The sequence below is a fragment of the Corynebacterium simulans genome, from assembly GCF_001586215.1.
GTDB classification, from domain to species: domain Bacteria; phylum Actinomycetota; class Actinomycetes; order Mycobacteriales; family Mycobacteriaceae; genus Corynebacterium; species Corynebacterium simulans.
Map to the genome: position 1 here is coordinate 1,000,119 of NZ_CP014634.1, position 19,185 is coordinate 1,019,303.

Consider the following 19,185-nt stretch of genomic DNA (forward strand, 5'->3'; position numbering starts at 1 on the left):
TTGAAAATGCTTCTTAAGACTCGCGGCCTGCAGCAAAGCGGTCGAGCGCGCCAGTGGCCGCGAGCGCCTTGACCGTGAAGTAGCCCAGCACACCGGCGAGGATTGCGCCGGAGAGGCAGGTGCACACCAAGTAGATGATGTTGTATTCAACGGAACGGGCTAGGTGGCCGGCTGTGAAGAGCTCCAAAGTCCATGCACCGACGCCGGCGGCAAGGCCAGCGATGGTGGCAACAAGCAGGTTAAATGAACGGTAGGCAAAAATGGCGAAGACAATCTCCACGCCGATGCCCTGGGCGAAGCCAGAGAGCAAGGTTGCCGCGCCCCACTGGGAGCCAAGAGCGGCGGAGACGCAGGCAGCGAGCAGCTCCACGAAGAGCGCCGCTCCCGGCTTGCGGATGATGAGCCCACCGAGCACGCCTCCCAGCAACCAGATGCCAGAGGCCAAACCGCCCAGGCCAGGGGTAAAGGCATCGAGAGCCTCGTAGCCGGCATAACCCGCGGTGTTCCAGAACAAGAAAATCAGGCCACACGCCACGGACAAGACCGCAGCCACGACGATGTCGACGACCCGCCAGCGGCGGTTGGGCTTTCCAGCCGTGTGTGCAGTGCGTGCCGAAGATGCAGGTGAAGTAGACATTTTCCTCCCTCGCGCCGGTATTACCCGGATCAGGTGCAACGGTTCCCATATGTGGGGTCTCAGCCTTCTCCCGCGCAAACTGCTGCGATGGTTGTTCCTGAGTTTCGGTCTAAGGAGGGAGAAAGCACCCGTGTTCGCTGTGTAATTAGATGACTTCGTCAACTTGGACCCACTAATGCTAGCAAAAGTAAAAAGGCCCCATGCCTAAAAGCATGGAGCCTCTCAAAGCCGCAGCGTTATACCCAGAAAGCTGGGGCATCGCGCGGGGGTGGACTTAGAACGTGAAGTCCTCATCCAGCGGGACGGATGCGCCGGTGAACTCACCGAATCCATCGTCGCCGTAGATGGAATCGCCGTAAGTCGGGATCGAGTACGCAGCGTTGCGTGCGGCCTCGGTCGGCTTAACGGAGATGTTGCGGTAACGCGAGATACCGGTACCAGCCGGGATGAGCTTACCGATGATGACGTTCTCCTTCAGGCCAATGAGCTGATCGGAGCGCTTGTTAATAGCGGCGTCGGTAAGCACGCGCGTGGTCTCCTGGAAGGAGGCCGCGGACAGCCAGGACTCGGTAGCCAGCGATGCCTTGGTGATACCCATGATCTCGGAGCGCAGCTGAGCTGGCTCGCCGCCCTCGGCAACCTGTGCGGCGTTGACCTGCTTGGCCTCAGAGAGGTCAACCAGAACGCCCGGCAGGTAGTCGGTGGAGCCGGAGTCAATGACGGTACCGCGACGCAGCATCTGGCGGATGATGATCTCGATGTGCTTGTCGTGGATGGCAACACCCTGGGTACGGTAAACGGCCTGCACCTCGTCGATGAGGTGCTTCTCGACGCCGCGGCGACCGAGGACCTCGAGGACGTCGTGCGGATCAGCCGCACCACGCATCAGGCGCTCGCCGGTGGTGACGTGGTCACCGTCGCGCAGGGAACGCTCGATCATTGCGTCCGGGTTGGACTCCATCGGGCGGCGGACCTGTGCCAGGCCCTGGCGCTTCGACAGCTTCTCGTAGACGACGTTGTCGGAACCGTCATCCGGAGTGATGGTCAGGGTCCAGAAGTTGCCCTCATCGGACAGGGACACGGTGCCGTCAACGGATGCGATCGGCGCGCGGTTCTTCGGGTTACGAGCCTCGAACAGCTCCTGAACACGTGGCAGACCGCCGGTAATGTCGCCACCGACACCACCCTGGTGGAACGTACGCATGGTCAGCTGGGTACCCGGCTCACCAATGGACTGTGCAGCCACGATGCCGACCGCCTCGCCGATGTCGACGAGCTGGCCGGAGGCCATGGACTTGCCGTAGCACTTCGCACAAACGCCGGCTGGCGTCTGGCAGGTAAGGACGGAGCGAACCTTGATGTCGGCGATGCCGGCAGCCAAGATCTTCTCGGTCAGTTCCTCGGTCAGGTCAGAACCTGCTTCAGCAACGACAGTGCCATCTTCAGCCTTCACATCGGACGCGACGACGCGGCCGGATGCGGAAGTCTCCCACAGCTCGTGTGGAACCAACTTGTCGCCAGCCCACTCGCCCAGCGGAACGCGGACGCCCTGGCGGGTGCCACAGTCTTCTTCGCGGACGATGACGTCCTGTGCCACGTCGACGAGACGACGGGTGAGGTAGCCGGAGTCCGCGGTACGCAGTGCGGTATCGGCCAGGCCCTTACGGGAACCGTGCGAGTTGTTGAAGTACTCCAAGACCGACAGACCCTCACGGAAGGAGGTCTTGATCGGACGGGTGATGTAGTCACCCTTGGAGTTCACGACCATGCCCTTCATGCCGGCCAGGGTCCAGATCTGACGCATGTTACCCGCTGCACCAGACTTAACGATCATCGGAATCGGGTTGTCATCCGGGTAGAGATCCTCGACTGCCTTACCAACGGTGTCGGTAGCGTCCTTCCAGAGCTCAACCAGGCGGTCGTAACGCTCACGCTCGGTCAGCGCACCCTGCTCCCAGTACTTGCGCTCAATGCGCTGTGCTTCCTTCTCGTAAGACTCGAGAACCTCGGTCTTGTTCGGAAGGACCAGAACGTCGTCCATGGTGATGGTCACGCCAGAACGGGTTGCCCAGTAGAAACCGGCATCCTTCATCTTGTCCAGAACCTGGGCAACGGTGATCATCGGGTACTTAGCAGCGAGGTCGTTAATGACGTCACCGAGCAGTACGGAGTTCTTGGCGCCGCCCTTACGGACCATGACGCCCTCGAGGTACGGGTAGTTCCACGGCAGCAAGTCGTTGAACATGATGCGGCCAAGGGTGGTCTGCGCCATCCAAGCCTGGCCCTTCTGCCAACCATCAGGGAACTGCTCAGCCTCGATCTCAGCCGGTGGACGCAGGTGGGAGATGCGGACCTTGATTGGTGCCTGCAGGCCCAGGACGCCGCGGTCGCGAGCCATGATGGCCTCAGCGTAGGAGGAGTAAACGCCAGTTGCAGGGCCGTTTTCGGTCGCCTCGGTGTAGCGGCCCTCGCCGCCGATCTCGCCCTCTGCCTTGTCCATGGTCAGGTAGTAAAGACCGGTGACCATATCCAGACGCGGCATAGCCAGCGGCTTACCGGATGCCGGGGAAAGAATGTTGTTGGAAGCGAGCATGAGGACACGAGCCTCAGCCTGTGCCTCTGCGGACAGCGGCAGGTGAACTGCCATCTGGTCACCGTCGAAGTCAGCGTTGAACGCCTCGCAAGCCAGCGGGTGCAGCTGAATTGCCTTACCCTCGACCAGCTTCGGCTCGAAGGCCTGGATACCCAGACGGTGCAGCGTAGGTGCACGGTTGAGCATAACCGGGTGCTCGGAAATAGCCTCTTCCAGAACGTCCCAAACCTCTGGACGCTGGCGCTCAACCATGCGCTTTGCAGACTTGATGTTCTGTGCATAGTCGTTTTCGACCAAGCGCTTCATGACGAATGGCTTGAACAGCTCGAGAGCCATCAGCTTCGGCAGACCACACTCATGCAGCTTGAGCTGCGGGCCGACGATAATAACGGAACGGCCGGAGTAGTCAACACGCTTACCCAGCAGGTTCTGACGGAAACGGCCCTGCTTGCCCTTGAGCAAGTCAGACAGAGACTTCAGCGGACGGTTGCCAGGTCCGGTGACCGGGCGGCCGCGACGGCCGTTGTCGAAGAGCGCGTCAACAGATTCCTGCAGCATGCGCTTCTCGTTGTTAACGATGATCTCAGGAGCGCCGAGATCAATCATGCGCTTCAGGCGGTTGTTGCGGTTGATAACGCGGCGGTACAGGTCGTTCAGGTCGGAGGTGGCAAAACGGCCACCGTCGAGCTGAACCATCGGGCGCAGCTCCGGCGGGATAACCGGGATCGCATCCAGGACCATGCCTGCCGGGTCGTTGCCGGAGCGCAGGAAGGCTGCTACGACCTTCAGACGCTTCAGCGCGCGCATCTTCTTCTGGCCCTTGCCATTGTTGATGACTTCGCGCAGCTCTTCGGCCTCAGCCTCGAGGTCGAAGTTGCGGATAAGGGTCTGGATAGCCTCAGCACCCATGCCGCCGGTGAAGTAATCCTCGTAGCGGTCAACGAGCTCTTCGTAGATGGTCTCATCGATGATCATCTGCTTCGGAGCCAGCTTCAGGAAGGTGTTCCAGATTTCATCCAGGCGTGCGACCTCGCGCTCGCCACGCTCACGGATGTGCTGCATCTCCTTGTCAGCAGCGTTCTGGACCTTGCGGCGTGCTTCAGCCTTTGCGCCAGCAGCCTCCAGCTCAGCCAGATCCTGCTCGAGCTTGGCAGCGCGCTCTGCGATCTCAGACTCGGTGTCTTCCTCGACGTCCTTCTTCTCCAGAAGCATCTCTGCTTCCAGGGTGGACTGGTCGTTGTGGCGAGCCTCTTCATCAACAGAGGTGATGATGTTGGCTGCGAAGTAGATGATGCGCTCCAGGTCCTTCGGAGCAAGGTCCAGAAGGTAACCCAGGCGGGAAGGAACGCCCTTGAAGTACCAGATGTGTGTTACCGGAGCAGCCAGCTCGATGTGGCCCATGCGCTCACGGCGAACCTTGGACTTGGTGACCTCGACGCCGCAGCGCTCACAGATGATGCCCTTGTAGCGAACGCGCTTGTACTTACCGCAAGCGCACTCCCAGTCACGGGTTGGGCCGAAGATGCGCTCGCAGAACAGGCCGTCCTTTTCCGGCTTCAGGGTGCGGTAGTTGATGGTCTCAGGCTTTTTAACCTCGCCCTTGGACCAACGGCGAATGTCATCGGCAGTGGCCAGACCGATGCGGAGCTCGTCGAAGAGATTTACGTCAAACACGTAATGTCTCCCTTTCATCCCCACGCGAGTGTGGGGAACGTTGATGGCTTTAAAAAATTCTCAAATAGTGTGCCCTGCTGGTAGCTCGGGAGCTACCAGCTAGGACCGTAAGCTCTCACGCTTGAGCTCAAGCGTGCTATGCGATGTCGGCGTCAGCGCGCTCGTCGCGCGAAAGGTTAATACCCAGCGACGGGCTATCCATGTCGTCATCGTCAGAGCCAGACAGCTCCATCGGCGTGCCGTCGGTGGAGAGAACCTCCACGTTCAGACACAGCGACTGCAGCTCCTTGAGGAGGACCTTGAAGGACTCCGGGATACCTGGATCCGGGATGTTGTCGCCCTTCACGATTGCCTCGTAGACCTTCACACGGCCGACGACGTCGTCAGACTTGATGGTCAGCAGCTCCTGCAGGGTGTAGGCAGCGCCATAAGCCTGCATTGCCCACACCTCCATCTCGCCGAAGCGCTGGCCACCGAACTGCGCCTTACCACCCAGCGGCTGCTGGGTAATCATGGAGTAAGGGCCGGTGGAACGAGCGTGAATCTTTTCGTCGACCAGGTGGTGCAGCTTGAGCATGTACATGTAGCCGACGGAAACCGGGTACTTGTACGGCTCGCCAGAGCGGCCATCGAAAAGCTGTGCCTTACCGTGCTCGTCAACCATGACGTCGCCGTCGCGGTTCGGGCGGGAGGAAGCCAGCAAGCGGCCGATCTCCTCGTTGGAAGCACCGTCGAAGACCGGGGTTGCGGTCAGGGAACCAGCCGGGACGTCGTAAAGCTCTTCCGGCAGGGTCTTGAGCAGCTCAGCGTTAGCTGGGTCATCAACGTCGACCTTCCAGCCGGCGTGGGCAAGCCAGCCGAGGTGGACCTCGAGGACCTGGCCGATGTTCATACGACGCGGAACACCGTGGGTGTTCAAGATGACGTCGACAGGCGTGCCGTCAGCCATGAATGGCATGTCCTCTGGCGGCAGGATCTTGCCCACGACACCCTTGTTGCCGTGACGGCCAGCGAGCTTATCGCCATCCTGGATCTTGCGCTTCTGAGCGACGTAAACGCGGATCATCTCGTTGACGCCCGGTGCCAGATCGTCGTCGTCCTCGCGGGAGAAGCGCGCAACGCCGATAACCTTGCCGTTCTCACCGTGTGGAACCTTCATCGAGGTATCGCGAACCTCACGTGCCTTCTCACCGAAGATGGCGCGCAACAGGCGCTCCTCCGGGGTCAGCTCGGTCTCACCCTTCGGGGTGACCTTACCGACGAGGATGTCACCTGCGCGGACGTCCGCACCGATGCGGATGATGCCGCGCTCGTCGAGGTCGCGCAGAACATCGTCGGAGACGTTCGGGATCTCGCGGGTGATTTCCTCGGCACCCAGCTTGGTATCGCGAGCATCGATCTCGTGCTCCTCGATATGGATGGAGGTCAGAACATCGTCCTCGACGATGCGCTGGTTCAGGATGATTGCATCCTCGTAGTTGTGGCCTTCCCAAGGCATGAAGGCAACCAACAGGTTGCGGCCCAAGGACATCTCGCCGTTGTGGGTACCCGGGCCGTCAGCCAGAACCTGGCCGGCCTCTACGCGCTGGCCCAGCTCGACGAGCGGGGTCTGGTTGTAGTTGGTGCCCTGGTTGGTGCGCTCGAACTTGCGCAGCATGTAGGTGTCACGCTGACCCTCGTCATCCATGATGGTGATGAGATCGGCGGTGACGTTTTCTACGATGCCAGCCTTCGGGGTGATGATGAGGTCGCCGGCGTCGTATGCAGCGCGCTGCTCCATACCGGTACCAACGAAAGGTGCCTCGGAGCGCACCAGCGGCACTGCCTGGCGCTGCATGTTAGCGCCCATCAGCGCACGGTTAGCGTCGTCGTGCTCCAAGAACGGAATCATGGCGGTTGCCACGGAAACCATCTGGCGCGGGGAAACGTCAACGTAGTCGACGCCGGAAGCGTCGGTAACTCCGATGTCGCCGTCCTTCAGGCGGACCTCGATACGGGTGCCGACGATGGTGCCGTCAGCTTCCTTCTCGATTTCCGCCTGCGCAATTGCGTACTTATCTTCCTCATCAGCGGTGAGGTACTCGACCTCGTCGGTGACCTTGCCGTCAACAACCTTGCGGTATGGGGTCTCAATGAAGCCGAAAGCATTGACGCGAGCGTAGGAGGCCAGGGAGCCAATCAGACCAATGTTCGGGCCCTCCGGAGTCTCAATCGGGCACATACGGCCGTAGTGAGAAGCGTGCACGTCTCGGACCTCAATGCCGGCGCGCTCGCGGGACAGACCGCCTGGGCCCAGCGCAGACAGACGGCGCTTGTGGGTCAGACCAGACAGGGAGTTGTTGTGGTCCATGAACTGGGACAGCTGCGAGGTACCGAAGAACTCGCGGATAGCAGCAGAAACCGGACGCACGTTGATAAGGGAGGTCGGAGTGATGGACTCCGCATCCTGAGTAGTCATGCGCTCGCGAACGACGCGCTCCATACGGGACAGGCCAACGCGGACCTGGTTCTGGATGAGCTCGCCGACGGTACGCAGACGACGGTTACCAAAGTGGTCGATGTCGTCAGTGTGGATGGCGATGGTCTCGCCGTTCGGAGCGGTCATCTCACGCTCACCTACGTGCAGGCGTACCAGATACTCGAGGGTGACAGCGATGTCTTCCTCGGTCAGGGTCATCAGACCATCGTGGTCACCGCCCAGACCCAGCTTGCGGTTGACCTTGTAACGGCCCACCTTTGCGAGGTCGTAGCGCTTTGCACGGAAGAAGGAGTTATCCAGCAGGGACTGCGCGAGCTCGCGGGTCGGCTGCTCGCCCGGACGCTGCTTGCGGTAGATCTCCAGCAAAGCCTCGTCAGTGTTTGCCACACCATCGGACTCGAGGGTGGACATCATCAACTCGGAGAAGCCGAAGCGCTCACGGATCTGTTCCTCGGACCAACCAAGGGCCTTGAGCAGTACGGTTACCGGCTGGCGACGCTTACGGTCGATGCGGACGCCGACGGTATCGCGCTTGTCGACGTCGAATTCCAGCCATGCACCGCGGGAAGGAATCACCTTCACGGAGTGCAGCGGACGCTCGGTGGACTTATCGATGGTCTGATCGAAGTAGACGCCCGGGGAGCGAACGAGCTGGGAAACGACGACACGCTCGGTACCGTTAACGATGAACGTACCCTTGTCCGTCATCATCGGGAAGTCGCCGATGAAGACGGTCTGAGACTTGATCTCCTGGGTGTCGTTGTTGATGAACTCTGCGGTCACGTACAGCGGCGCGGAGTAGTTGATGTCCTTTTCCTTGCACTCGTCGACGGTGTTTTTCACCGGCTCGAAGCGAGGCTCCGACAGGGACAAGGACATGTTGCCCGAGTAGTCCTGAATCGGAGACAGTTCCTCAAGGATGTCCTCGAGGCCGCTGGTGACGCGAGCCTCGGGACCGCGCTCAGCCTGCTCGCGCTCGCGCCACTCTGGCGAGCCGATCAGCCATGCGAAGGAATCGAGTTGTAGATCGAGGAGGCCCGGGACGGCGATAGGCTCGTTGATTTTCGCGAACGAGTATCGCTTCGGGGCTCCAGGGATATTGGCCACTGACTTGGTCTGGCGGGAGACTGCCAAGATGGGTCCTTCCAGCACCTCACGCGGATTGCCTCCCCGCCCTGGCCGACGAGGTGCAAAACCGCTGGTAAATTTAGCATTCGGTCTGCTGTGGATTGTCTGGGTTCAGAATGCACAAAATCACCTTGTCAAGTCGGTTTTGCCATCACCTACTTGAAAGGCTAAATGTGCACCGAAGATCCAGATTCCAGCGCAACGAAATAGCTTATAGGAAAATTTCCACCGTGTAAAGGCGAAATCAGCATGCTACTTGCGGCGGCGTTTCTGGAAAGCACCCAATGCCCCAGCCAAACCGATGAGAGTCAGCACCGCGCCTAGGCCCAAGACGGCCCAGCGAACCATGGTGGCAAAGGCAGGCTTGGGGAATTCCGCGGCTTGTGCGAGGAAGACGGCGCGATCCTCGTCAGAGGTCTTGCCCTCAAACATGAATTGGGTTTCGCGGCCAGCACCACTGCGGTCGCCCCAATAGTCATCGATGGCCACGTCCATTCCTACTACCATGCCGGTTACCTGATCGACGTAGAAATCGCGTGTCGCTTTGTGGAATAGGTAACCCTGCTCGGTCGAATCATCTTCATTGTGCAAGGTGGTAGTGGTCTGTCCTGGGTACAAGGTCGCGAGGTTAGTCGGCTCAACTTCTTGGTGGAAGCGATAGACGGTGCGCCCCTCGATTTCCATCTCCTCTTCGAAGACTGCATCGGCAGCCTTGCGCAGATAGGGATCAAATACTGGATACGTAGTCTGCTCGGTTGCTGCTGGGAACTTTAGCCACACACCATCGACGGTGACCTGCGCGGTAGGGCTGCCCAGGGTGTGGGTAAGGGAGGCGTCGCCAAGCGCGTCACCGCTCAGGCGGTCCATGGAGTAGCTCCACACGCGCGCCATGGAAAGATCCTCAACCTTGCCGCTATCTCCGCGCATGGCCGACTCACCGATGCGGAGCGTGGCCTGCTCTTTATCTGAAGGATCTTGAATGTCCATGTTGAGCTGATAAGTCATTGGCCCCTCGTAAGGACTCGTGCCCTCCCCTGTCACTACCTGCGACTTGGCGGAATCGTCGTGCAGCGTCCACGTGGTGTGCTGCAAATCCAAAGGAATGCGCGGTTCGAAGCTCAAGAACTTCGGCGCCGCGATACCTGCGGCCATTAGCGCAACGCCGAGGCCTAGAAGCAGCACAGAAAAGATTCGGGATTTGGGCAGCATGGTGGATTATTCTACAGGTCGCGGACGCGGAGGCTGGAATCTGCACGCGGGGCGGGGAAGGACAAACACCTCCAAAACGGGAACAACCCCGTCTCCCAGCGGGGAAACGGGGTTGTAAGCCAAGTAAAATTACTTGAGCTCGACAGAAGCGCCAGCCTCTTCCAGCTTAGCCTTAGCAGCCTCAGCGTCGTCCTTGGAAGCACCCTCGAGGATAGCCTTCGGTGCGCCCTCGACGAGCTCCTTAGCTTCCTTCAGGCCCAGGCCGGAGACGATCTCGCGGACAACCTTGATGACGCCGATCTTCTTTGCGCCAGCGTCGGTCAGAACGACGTCGAACTCGTCCTTCTCTTCCTCAGCAGCGCCACCAGCAGCCGGTGCGCCTGCAGCTGCAACTGCAACCGGAGCAGCAGCCTCAACGTCGAAGACCTCTTCGAATTCCTTAACGAACTCGGAGAGCTCGATGAGGGTCATTTCCTTGAAAGCTTCAATGAGCTCGTCCTTGGTGAGCTTAGCCATGATGGCCATCCTTTCTTTTGGGCTGCGATGCAACCCAGATTGTGTTTGTGTTGATTTTTATGCGCCTTGATTGGCGACTTTAAGCCTCGGCAGACTTCTTGTCCTGCAGGGCCGCAGCGGTGCGGACCATCTTGGTAGCAGGAGCGTTGAATGCAGCCGCAGCCTTTGCCATAGAACCCTTCATAGCGCCGGCAAGCTTTGCGAGAGTGGTCTCGCGGTTGTCCAGCTCGGCGATGGCAGCAACCTGCTCTGCGGACAGAGCGTTGCCATCCATGTAGCCGCCCTTGACGACGAATGCCTTGTTGTCATCAGCGAACTTCTTGATGACCTTAGCGGCATCCACTGCCTCGCCCTTGATGAACGCAATTGCGGTCGGGCCAGTCAGCTTATCGTCAAGACCTTCGATGCCAGCCTCGTTAGCGGCGATCTTGAAGAGGGTGTTCTTGGCGACGGAGTACTCAACGTCAAAGCCGAGGTTGTTACGCAGCTCCTGGAGCTGAGAAACGGTCAGGCCGCGGTACTCGGTCAGCACGATGGACTCAGCGCCAGCGAGCTTCTCCTTGAGCTCCGCGAGATCTGCGGTGTTCTTCGGGTTTGCCATGTTCTACTTCGCCTCCTTTCGAAACATCTCTGTGATTTTCCGTCGAGACATCTTCAATAAAAAATGCCCCGTGCAAGAGCACAGGGCGCGCAGCATAAGAGAATGCCGCGATTAATCGCAAAGTGTCTCCTGCGTGGGCCGTCCCCTAGGATGAGGAACCTTCGATCCGGACTCCCGGATGACCGACGGTCTTCGGTGAACTTTGACTCGACCTTTCAGGCCGTTCAAACTTCGCTAGGAACTATACAAGCCACGCTAGCCAACTCCAAATCGCGGCTCTCGGGGCTTCCTTCTCCCTGTTTCACCCAACGAGAATTCTTAGTCCCTGAGCACCCCGCGCGGAACGATGACGGGGGCGTCGCTTCGCGGGTCATCCCAGATCTCGACGTCGATGCCATAGGCGGCTGCCAGCACTTCTTTCGTCAACGCCTGCTGGGGAGTTCCCTGCGCGATGACCTCGCCGTTGTTCATGACCACCATGGTGTCGGAGTACTGGCCGGCCAGCATGAGATCGTGCAGCACAACGACCACCGTTTTCCCGGCGTCGGCCTGTTTGCGCACGAGCTCCAAAACGCTCATGGCGTGGGCTGGGTCGAGGAAGGTTGTGGGTTCGTCGAGAAGCAGCACTGGCGTGTCCTGCGCCAGAGCAAGCGCCAGCCACACCCGTTGGCGTTGGCCACCCGAGAGCGCCGCGATATCACGGTCGATGAAGTCCGTAATGCCCGTCTCCACGCAGGCCTGCGCGATGATGTCGCGGTCCTTCGCAGACAGTCCCCGACCGCGGCCCAGGTGCGGGTAGCGCCCGCGCGCTACAAGCTCGCCCACCCGCAGCCCGTCCGGCGCCGTCGGCTGCTGTGGAAGAAGCGCCACGTGGGTAGCTGCTTCTTTCGGGCTCATGCCATGTACGTCTAGCTCGCCGATATGCACGCTCCCCTGCCGCGGGCGAAGAATTTTAGACAAGGTCTTCAGCAACGTGGACTTGCCGCAGCCATTAGGCCCAATGAGCGTGGTGATTTCACCCGGGTGGGCCACCAAGTCAACGCCGGACAGGATGTCGTCGCCGTCCTTATAGCCGGCATGGATACCGGTGGCCGTAATTTCTCTGTCTTTCACTAGCTTTTATCCTCTCCTCCGTGCGGCATTCCACACCAAGATGACCAGGGCACATCCTCCGATGATGGAGGAGACTGCACCCACTGGAGCGTCCATTGGCAACGCTCCAGCAATCACAGCGCACGCACTCAACAAGGCGGCGCCAGCAGCGCAAGAAACCAACGGCACAGGCGTGGGCGTCCGGGCAACAATGCGCCCCACATGCGGGGCGAGAAGCGCGATGAAACCAATGGGGCCGGCCACGGATACAGTCACCGCGCAGATTCCCGTAGCAGCGACCAGCAGGAACGCGCGTGTTCGCGTGATGTTAACTCCGAGGGAAAGGGCCGAGAGATCATCATGCGCAAGAAGTGGCAGCTCCCTGGCACACCACAGACCAAGCACCACGAAAGGAGTCAACCCCACGAGAAGAGGAGCAATGACCTCCATCCGCACGAAGCCCGTGGTTCCCGCCAGCCACAGCTGCGATTGCGCCGCGCGAAGGAGCTCGGCGGCGCGCAAAAGATACGCCACCAGCGCTTGAAACAGCAGCGAGAGCGCGATTCCGACGATAACGATGCGGTTGCTCGTGCCGATTCCCCCAAGCGCTACCAGCAGGATGGCTGCTAGCACGGCACCCAGCAACGCGAGCCCGGCCCGCCACCAGAACATGGAGAGCCCTTCGGCAAGCACAGGCCGGGAGAGCACCGTTCCGAGGACCACCATGACGGACGCACCACCAGTCACGCCAAGGATATCGGGAGAGGCCAGCGGATTGCGCGACATCGACTGCGTCCACGACCCCGCCAGTCCGAGCGCGGCACCCACGATGAGCGTCGCTAGCGCTACCGGCATGCGCAGGTCCCACACAACGCGAATTTCGCTGCGGCTTCCCCCGCCGTTGAGAATCTCCAGGACCTGCCCCGGGCTCAAGGCCACAGGGCCCTGCCCTAGCATGAGGACATAGGAGCTTGCGGCGACCACAACAAAGAAGCAGGTCGCTGCCCATATCCATGTCCGGCGCTGCCGCTCTTGGGAACGCAGATGCTTGACGACGTCCCCCTTCTGCAACCCCCTCATAGCTCGTGCTCCCCACGGTGTACGGCCCAGATAAGAAATGGTGCGCCCACAAAGGCCAAGACGATGGACATCTCCAGCTCGGAGGGACCCACGATGAGGCGGCCCAGAATATCCGCAACGAGTACGGAGCAGCCACCGAGTAAGGCGGCTGGCGCAACCATCGCGGTAACTTCTGGCCCCGTGAACCGGCGCAGCAGATGGGGGATGGCAAAACCAACGAAGGCAATGGGCCCCGTCGCCGCGGTAGCGCATCCTGCTAGCACAACGATGCTCAAGGCAGCACCGCGCCGCGTCAGCGTGGGCGAGCCGCCTAGTGCCACCGAGGATTCCTCCCCCATGGCTAAAAGGTCGAGCGGGCGCGCCACTCGTGCGGCGATGATAAGCCCGATTAGCAACCCAACACCTGCAATGGCGACATCCTCTGGGCCGCGCCCAAACGTGGAGCCGATGGTCCACCGGCGCATGCTGTCGAGAACATCCGTGGAGTACAGGCCGATCAACATGGCGCTAGAGCTCAAGGCAGCAGCAACGCCTGCGCCGACCAAGACCAGCGTCAAAGGATCCTGAAACCTGCGGGACACACCCAGCACTAATGCCGTGGCCAAGCCGGCACCGAGGAGGGCGAGCGCTGTCCGCATCCCGGTTGAGGTGGCGATCCCTAGTGTTGTCCCGAGGGCAACAAGGAACGAGGCTCCCGCAGTAATACCAATGAAGCCCGGATCGGCCAAGGGGTTCCTAGTCCAAGACTGAGCGATAACACCCGATACCGCGATGGCAGCTCCCGCGAAGTAGGCCACGAACGTGCGGGGGATGCGTAAATCCCACACGATATTCTCGATATCTGCCTCGCCCCCGTGGAGGAGGGCAGCGAACAGATCCGGAAACGGGATAGTCCTTGACCCCACTACCAGCGAGCACAGCAAAAGGAGGAGGGTCGACACAACTAGGGCCGTGGTGAGCAGTGCGCGGCTTCTTCCCCGCGAATCCAATGCGGCTGCTTCACCGCCGTGGCGCGCACCCGCAGCACCGTGGATAGCATCAGCCTTCCTCGGTAGTGCGAGCATTTAGAGCTTCTCTTCGAACTTGTCGACGGCCCACGGGATCGTCAGCGGGTTCGGAATGCTCATCGCATTGCCGGTGTCCGTGTCCAGGTAGCGAACGCGGCCATCCTTGACCACGTCGAGGCCTTGGAACGTGGAATCCTTCTTGATTTCATCGACCGCGCCGTTGTAGTCCAAGACGAACAGGTAGTCCACGTTGTTGAGCTGGGAGTAGTTTTCCGGGGCATAGTCCACGAAGAAGCTGGAACCATCACCCTGCAATTCCTGCGGAATCTCAAAACCGAGGTTCTCAATGAACTGGCCGCGGCCGTCCTCTGCTGTGTAGAGGCCCAGCTTCCCCTCATAGGGCATGACGATGGCTGCTCGCTTGCCCTGCAGCTCCGGGTGGGAGTCCTTGAACTGCTCGAAGGCGTCCTCCGCCTGGTCAATAAGCTTCTCCCCCTCCTCTTCCTTGTCCACGGCAGAGGCGATGGTCTTGACTTGTTCCTCCCAGGGAATCTGCCAGTCTTCGAAACCTTCGGGCTTCACGGTCAGCGGGGCGATATCCTCGAGGGATTTCTTCGCTTCCTGGTCCACAGCTTGGTTCACGGCGATGATCTGTGTGGGATCCGAGGCAGTGACCTGCTCAAGTACCTCTGCCGTGAAACCGGAAGCGGTGTTATAGATCACCTCGGGCTGGGCATCTCCCAGAAGCTCCTTCGCCCATGGGCCAACGCCGGAGCCATCACCGTCGCCTTGCGCACCCCATGGTGCTACGGCAACCGGAGTGATTCCGAGTGCCAGCACGGTATCGGCATCACCCAGCCCTAGGCTGGCAACGCGCACCTCCTCAGCACTGTCCGCACCCGTGCTGTCCTCGCCACTTCCGCGCGAGCACCCTGTCAGAGCAATCGCTGCCGCTGAGACAATCGCGAGCACGCCTTTTGCGCGCCGGCTGATAGCAACCATGGAAAAACCTTTCTTTCAACGGGAACGAGCACGCAAGCATTCGCACCCCTAACCTATTTGAGGCTAGCCTACCCTTCGCTTTATGATGGCTTCGAATTTCTCTTTTACCTAGGAACAATTCCCTTGACGAATCACCGCTTATTGCCCGTTACCCTCACCGGGAACACCCGCCTCAAGCCGCGGCTGCACCGTTTAACTTTTCACTCGCCGGCTTTTAGTGACTACCCCCTAGCCGGGCCTGACGAGTATTTTGGGCTCCTCATGCCCCAAGACGGGCAGAAGTTCTCCCCTTTCCCAGTCGAAGATGCCAATGTTCGTGCTGCCGTCAACGGATTGCCCGACAGCATACGCCCAGCATTACGCTGGTACACAATTCGCAAGCTCAACCAAGAAGCGTGCACCATCGATGTCGACGTTGTGGCCCATGGCGATAATGGCCCGGGCTCACGCTGGATCCTCAATGCCCACCCCGGGGATACCGCCGGAATATATACCGGGCAAGTGCGGTGGCAAGCGCCTAAGAAGTCACAACTATTGCTCGCAGATGCCTCTGCCCTTCCGGCGCTGTGGCACATCCTCGAGCACTACGAAGCCTTGTCACCGGAAACCTTGGGTGCAGTCGACGTCGTTGCCATGATCGCAGACGACGCTGAAGTTGAAGACGGCTTTGAGGAAACGTGGCGCGACAAGGTTCGCTCACTCGCCATGATCACCGCCCCGCACGAGGAACACAGCACGCGCGCTAGCCAGCTTCTTGGATCCCGATTCTCCGCGGATACAGCGCCGGATTCGGTGTGGGTGTCAGGCGAAGGAGACCTGGCCAAAGCAGTGCGCTCGATAGCCGTGCATGACTGGGGTGTACCGCGCGAAGACGTTATCTGGTCCGTGTACTGGATGAAAGGCAAGCCGCGGCCTTAATTCCTTCGCACGCATCTACGCTACATGGCAATCTCTCTGCCCGCTCACCGTGCATCCGTATGCTGGGATACCATGACCACCCTTGTTTGGTTTCGCGATGACCTGCGCCTTTGCGATAACCCCGCACTCACCTGGGCTGCTTCCCGGGGCGAGGTTGTTGCCTGCGTCCTCGACGAGCCTGCCTATCCAGGCTCGCGCCCGCTCGGAAGTGCGGCGGCGTGGTGGCGCGAGCGCTCCCTGGCACAATTGCGCACCCGTCTCGCCGAGCATGACATTCCACTGTTGCGCCTAGACGCTGATGCCCGCACGGCCATTCCCCGCCTTGCCCACCAGATTGGCCCAGATGCGGTGCTCTGGAACCGCCGCTATCACGTGCGGGATGTCGACGCAGCAGTAAAAGAGTCCCTCACCTCGTCCGGCATCGCTACTCACTCCTTTGCCGGCCACCTCCTCATTGAGCCCACCGCCATCAGGCCTTATAAAGGCTACACTCCCTTCGCCCGCGCAGCACGCCAGCACCTTGATGACCATCCTCTCGGCGATCCCGTGCCCACCCCTGCGCTTAGTGGCCCAGGCGCGCAGGCCTTTGCCGAGCTTTCCGAGCCCTTCCCCGATGAAGCCCCGCTCCCTTGGCAACAGCGTCTCGCGGACTACTGGGACCCCGGCGAACTCGCCGCCCGGGAAACGGTGGCCGGCCTCGAGCTTGACCACTATGACCGCGACCGTGACTTCTTCGCCCGGCCGGCTACCTCCCGGCTCTCACCGCACCTGCGCTTCGGCGAAATCTCGGTCCGCGAAGTCTGGCAGGCCGCCAGCGAGCTGCCCTGTGATGCCTCCAGCTTCGGCTCCGAGCTGCTCTGGCGCGACTTCGCCTGGCATCGCCTGTACCACGTGCCAGACCTCGCAACAGAGCCTGTGCGAGACAAGTTCCGCGACTTCGATTGGTATTGGGACGGCGGCGGAATCGACACCTCCGGAAAGGACCCGCGCCCGCATCCCCTGCCGGAACTAGAAGCCTGGCGCACGGGCGAGACCGGCATTCCGCTTGTCGACGCCGGAATGCGCGAGCTCTGGCACACCGGCTACATGCATAACCGCGTGCGCATGGTGGTGGGCTCCTTTTTGACGAAGAACCTCGGCATCCACTGGCGCCACGGCGAAGAGTGGTTCTGGGACACGCTTGTCGACGCCGATCCTGCTTCCAATCCCTTCAATTGGCAATGGGTCGCTGGCTGCGGCGATGACGCCTCGCCGTTCTTCCGCATCTTCAACCCGCAGCTGCAAGCCAGCAAATTCGATCCCGACGGCACCTACGTGCGCCAGTGGGCACCACCGCTTAGCCCACCGCCCATCGTGGACCTCAAGCAGTCGCGGCAAGCCGCCTTGGACGCATACCAGGAAATCCGTTAGGCCCGCAGCGTGTTCTAACACGGTCATGCAAGACAGACCGGCGAGACAACAGGAAAACATCGAGGGCCCCGACCTTACGGCCGGGGCCCTCGATGTCTCTCTATGCGCTTTGGATATCGCTGCGGGGTCTCAAGCCGCTGCGCCCTGCAAAGCTCAGGGTGTTCTCTCTATCTCTCATGCGCCTCTCTCAAACGCACAACATAAGTATGGGGCATAGAACTTGCGAGACAATGAATTCAACCTGCAAGTCCCCTGTGCGTTCCTGCCAATTTCCTGAAATTTAGAAAAGGGCAAGAAGGCAAAAAGAATGCCCCAACCGCGACGCGGTCGGGGCGAACCATCAGCGGCGCTTAAAGCGAACCACTAACAGAAGCAGAAATTACTCTGCGTAGTTCTTCTGAACAGAAGCGTCAACCGGGATGCCAGGACCGGAGGTCGTGGAGATGGTTACCTTCTTGACGTACTGGCCCTTAGCGGAGGATGGCTTCAGACGCAGGATCTCGTCGTAGAGAGCGCCGTAGTTCTCAGCCAGCTTCTCAGCGTCGAAGGAAGCCTTGCCCAGGATTGCGTGCAGGTTGGAAGCCTTGTCAACACGGAAGGAGATCTTGCCGCCCTTGACGTCGGAGATAGCCTTCGCAACGTCAGCGGTGACGGTGCCGGTCTTCGGGTTCGGCATCAGACCACGTGGGCCGAGGACACGTGCAACGCGGCCGACCTTAGCCATCTGGTCCGGGGTAGCGATTGCAACGTCGAAGTCGATGTTGCCCTCGTTGATAGCGGAGATCAGCTCGTCGGTGCCGACAATGTCAGCGCCTGCAGCCTTAGCTGCCTCAGCCTTCTCGCCCTCTGCGAAGACGGCTACACGAACGTCCTTACCGGTGCCGTTAGGCAGGGAAACGGTGCCGCGAACCAGCTGGTCAGCCTTGCGTGGGTCAACGCCCAGGCGGAAAACGACGTCGACAGTAGCGTCGAAGTTCTTGGAGGAGGTCTCCTTGGCGAGCTTTGCAGCCTCCAGCGGAGAGTACTGACGGGACTTGTCGACGAGCTCAGCAGCCGCCTTGTAAGCCTTAGAGTTGGTGCTCATTTAAGCAATTCCTTTTCTTGGATTGGTGTGGTCTTGGCGGGCCGTAGCTGGCCCTACCACGAGCGACCACACGAGATGGCCGCTCATTTTTTGATGAAGTTGTTTACTTGGCTGGGATGCCGTCGACGGTGATGCCCATGGAACGAGCAGTGCCGGCGATGATGCGAGCACCGTTCTCGATGTCGCGAGCGTTCAGATCCTCGAACTTGGTCTGTGCAATCTCCTTGCACTGATCCCAGGTCACGGAACCGACCTTGTCGGTGTGAGGAACGCCGGAGCCCTTCTTGATGCCAGCGGCCTTCAACAGCAGCTTCGCTGCCGGCGGGGTCTTCAGCTTGAAATCGAAGGAGCGATCCTCGTAAACGGTGATCTCAACAGGCACAACGTTGCCACGCTGGGACTCAGTCGCAGCGTTGTAAGCCTTGCAGAACTCCATGATGTTGACGCCGTGGGCACCCAGTGCCGGACCAACCGGCGGAGCCGGGTTAGCAGCGCCAGCCTCGATCTGCAGCTTGATGAAGCCAGAAACCTTCTTCTTCGGAGCCATCGAATTACCTCTTTCCTGTGTTACCGGTGCGCTGCCACGATGAATAACAGCGCCCCGTCCGGATGCTCACCTCAAGTGGGCCACCGGGGGAGAAACGTTTAGTTGTCTGTGCACGCAAAAAGGCGCACGGCGTCTCATCTTAGAACACCGTGCGCCCTGCTACCAAATCGCATAGCCTGCCATTTTCCCAGGCTACGCGCCAAGTGGT

The 19,185-nt window shown here is 60.3% G+C and carries 14 protein-coding genes; 2 read left to right on the forward strand and 12 right to left on the reverse strand.

Features of this window, described 5'->3' with window-relative positions:
* Nucleotides 1–13: 13 nt before the first annotated feature.
* The 10 genes from WM42_RS04740 to WM42_RS04785 all read right to left on the reverse strand — a co-directional run bounded on the left by WM42_RS04740 (nucleotide 14) and on the right by WM42_RS04785 (nucleotide 15,018).
* Nucleotides 14–637, reverse strand: coding sequence for an ECF transporter S component (locus WM42_RS04740; RefSeq protein ID WP_062035912.1), 624 nt, complete (start codon nucleotides 635–637; stop codon nucleotides 14–16).
* 274 nt (nucleotides 638–911) lie between these two features.
* Nucleotides 912–4,904 carry a DNA-directed RNA polymerase subunit beta' gene (locus WM42_RS04745; protein WP_062035914.1) on the reverse strand — a complete coding sequence of 1,331 codons (3,993 nt, stop codon included), beginning with the start codon at nucleotides 4,902–4,904 and terminating at the stop codon, nucleotides 912–914.
* A 136-nt stretch (nucleotides 4,905–5,040) separates the two neighbouring features.
* Nucleotides 5,041–8,535, reverse strand: a complete 3,495-nt coding sequence (gene rpoB / locus WM42_RS04750) for a DNA-directed RNA polymerase subunit beta (RefSeq protein ID WP_062035917.1) — start codon at nucleotides 8,533–8,535, stop codon at nucleotides 5,041–5,043.
* A 228-nt stretch (nucleotides 8,536–8,763) separates the two neighbouring features.
* Nucleotides 8,764–9,720, reverse strand: coding sequence for a cell envelope lipid trafficking protein PgfA (pgfA, locus tag WM42_RS04755; RefSeq protein WP_062035919.1), 957 nt, complete (start codon nucleotides 9,718–9,720; stop codon nucleotides 8,764–8,766).
* A 129-nt stretch (nucleotides 9,721–9,849) separates the two neighbouring features.
* Nucleotides 9,850–10,236, reverse strand: a complete 387-nt coding sequence (gene rplL, locus WM42_RS04760; RefSeq protein ID WP_062039172.1) for a 50S ribosomal protein L7/L12 — start codon at nucleotides 10,234–10,236, stop codon at nucleotides 9,850–9,852.
* A gap of 79 nt (nucleotides 10,237–10,315) precedes the next feature.
* Entirely contained in the window at nucleotides 10,316–10,837 is a 522-nt protein-coding gene (gene rplJ, locus WM42_RS04765; RefSeq protein WP_062035921.1) for a 50S ribosomal protein L10, read from the reverse strand.
* Nucleotides 10,838–11,155: 318 nt separating this feature from the next.
* Entirely contained in the window at nucleotides 11,156–11,950 is a 795-nt protein-coding gene (locus WM42_RS04770; RefSeq protein WP_061920452.1) for an ABC transporter ATP-binding protein, read from the reverse strand.
* A 6-nt stretch (nucleotides 11,951–11,956) separates the two neighbouring features.
* The gene (locus WM42_RS04775) at nucleotides 11,957–13,009 is read right to left on the reverse strand and encodes a FecCD family ABC transporter permease (protein WP_062035923.1); all 1,053 of its coding nucleotides are present in this window, start codon (nucleotides 13,007–13,009) and stop codon (nucleotides 11,957–11,959) included.
* Nucleotides 13,006–14,073, reverse strand: a complete 1,068-nt coding sequence (locus WM42_RS04780) for a FecCD family ABC transporter permease (protein ID WP_082778544.1) — start codon at nucleotides 14,071–14,073, stop codon at nucleotides 13,006–13,008. Before WM42_RS04780 ends, WM42_RS04775 begins: the two co-directional genes overlap by 4 nt.
* The gene (locus WM42_RS04785; RefSeq protein ID WP_062035925.1) at nucleotides 14,074–15,018 is read right to left on the reverse strand and encodes an ABC transporter substrate-binding protein; all 945 of its coding nucleotides are present in this window, start codon (nucleotides 15,016–15,018) and stop codon (nucleotides 14,074–14,076) included.
* A gap of 141 nt (nucleotides 15,019–15,159) precedes the next feature.
* Here WM42_RS04785 and WM42_RS04790 point away from each other — a divergent pair, with 141 nt between their 5' ends.
* Both WM42_RS04790 and WM42_RS04795 read left to right on the forward strand, forming a co-directional pair.
* Nucleotides 15,160–15,936 carry a siderophore-interacting protein gene (locus WM42_RS04790; protein WP_235591344.1) on the forward strand — a complete coding sequence of 259 codons (777 nt, stop codon included), beginning with the start codon at nucleotides 15,160–15,162 and terminating at the stop codon, nucleotides 15,934–15,936.
* 72 nt (nucleotides 15,937–16,008) lie between these two features.
* Complete coding sequence (locus tag WM42_RS04795; RefSeq protein WP_062035930.1) at nucleotides 16,009–17,346, forward strand: cryptochrome/photolyase family protein; 1,338 nt, start codon at nucleotides 16,009–16,011, stop codon at nucleotides 17,344–17,346.
* A 379-nt stretch (nucleotides 17,347–17,725) separates the two neighbouring features.
* Here the strand turns inward: WM42_RS04795 and rplA are convergent, their stop codons facing one another.
* Together rplA and rplK are read right to left on the reverse strand one after the other, a co-directional pair.
* The gene (gene rplA, locus WM42_RS04800) at nucleotides 17,726–18,430 is read right to left on the reverse strand and encodes a 50S ribosomal protein L1 (RefSeq protein WP_061920443.1); all 705 of its coding nucleotides are present in this window, start codon (nucleotides 18,428–18,430) and stop codon (nucleotides 17,726–17,728) included.
* A 103-nt stretch (nucleotides 18,431–18,533) separates the two neighbouring features.
* The gene (gene rplK / locus WM42_RS04805) at nucleotides 18,534–18,977 is read right to left on the reverse strand and encodes a 50S ribosomal protein L11 (protein ID WP_061920442.1); all 444 of its coding nucleotides are present in this window, start codon (nucleotides 18,975–18,977) and stop codon (nucleotides 18,534–18,536) included.
* Nucleotides 18,978–19,185: the final 208 nt, after the last annotated feature.

Coding starts and splice junctions, on each gene's coding strand:
- WM42_RS04740 (WP_062035912.1), bottom strand. CDS start 637: ATGTCTACTTCACCTGCATCTTCGGCACGCACTGCACACACGGCTGGA.
- pgfA (WP_062035919.1), bottom strand. CDS start 9,720: ATGCTGCCCAAATCCCGAATCTTTTCTGTGCTGCTTCTAGGCCTCGGC.
- rplL (WP_062039172.1), bottom strand. CDS start 10,236: ATGGCTAAGCTCACCAAGGACGAGCTCATTGAAGCTTTCAAGGAAATG.
- rplJ (WP_062035921.1), bottom strand. CDS start 10,837: ATGGCAAACCCGAAGAACACCGCAGATCTCGCGGAGCTCAAGGAGAAG.
- WM42_RS04775 (WP_062035923.1), bottom strand. CDS start 13,009: ATGAGGGGGTTGCAGAAGGGGGACGTCGTCAAGCATCTGCGTTCCCAA.
- WM42_RS04780 (WP_082778544.1), bottom strand. CDS start 14,073: ATGCTCGCACTACCGAGGAAGGCTGATGCTATCCACGGTGCTGCGGGT.
- WM42_RS04785 (WP_062035925.1), bottom strand. CDS start 15,018: ATGGTTGCTATCAGCCGGCGCGCAAAAGGCGTGCTCGCGATTGTCTCA.
- WM42_RS04795 (WP_062035930.1), top strand. CDS start 16,009: ATGACCACCCTTGTTTGGTTTCGCGATGACCTGCGCCTTTGCGATAAC.
- rplA (WP_061920443.1), bottom strand. CDS start 18,430: ATGAGCACCAACTCTAAGGCTTACAAGGCGGCTGCTGAGCTCGTCGAC.
- rplK (WP_061920442.1), bottom strand. CDS start 18,977: ATGGCTCCGAAGAAGAAGGTTTCTGGCTTCATCAAGCTGCAGATCGAG.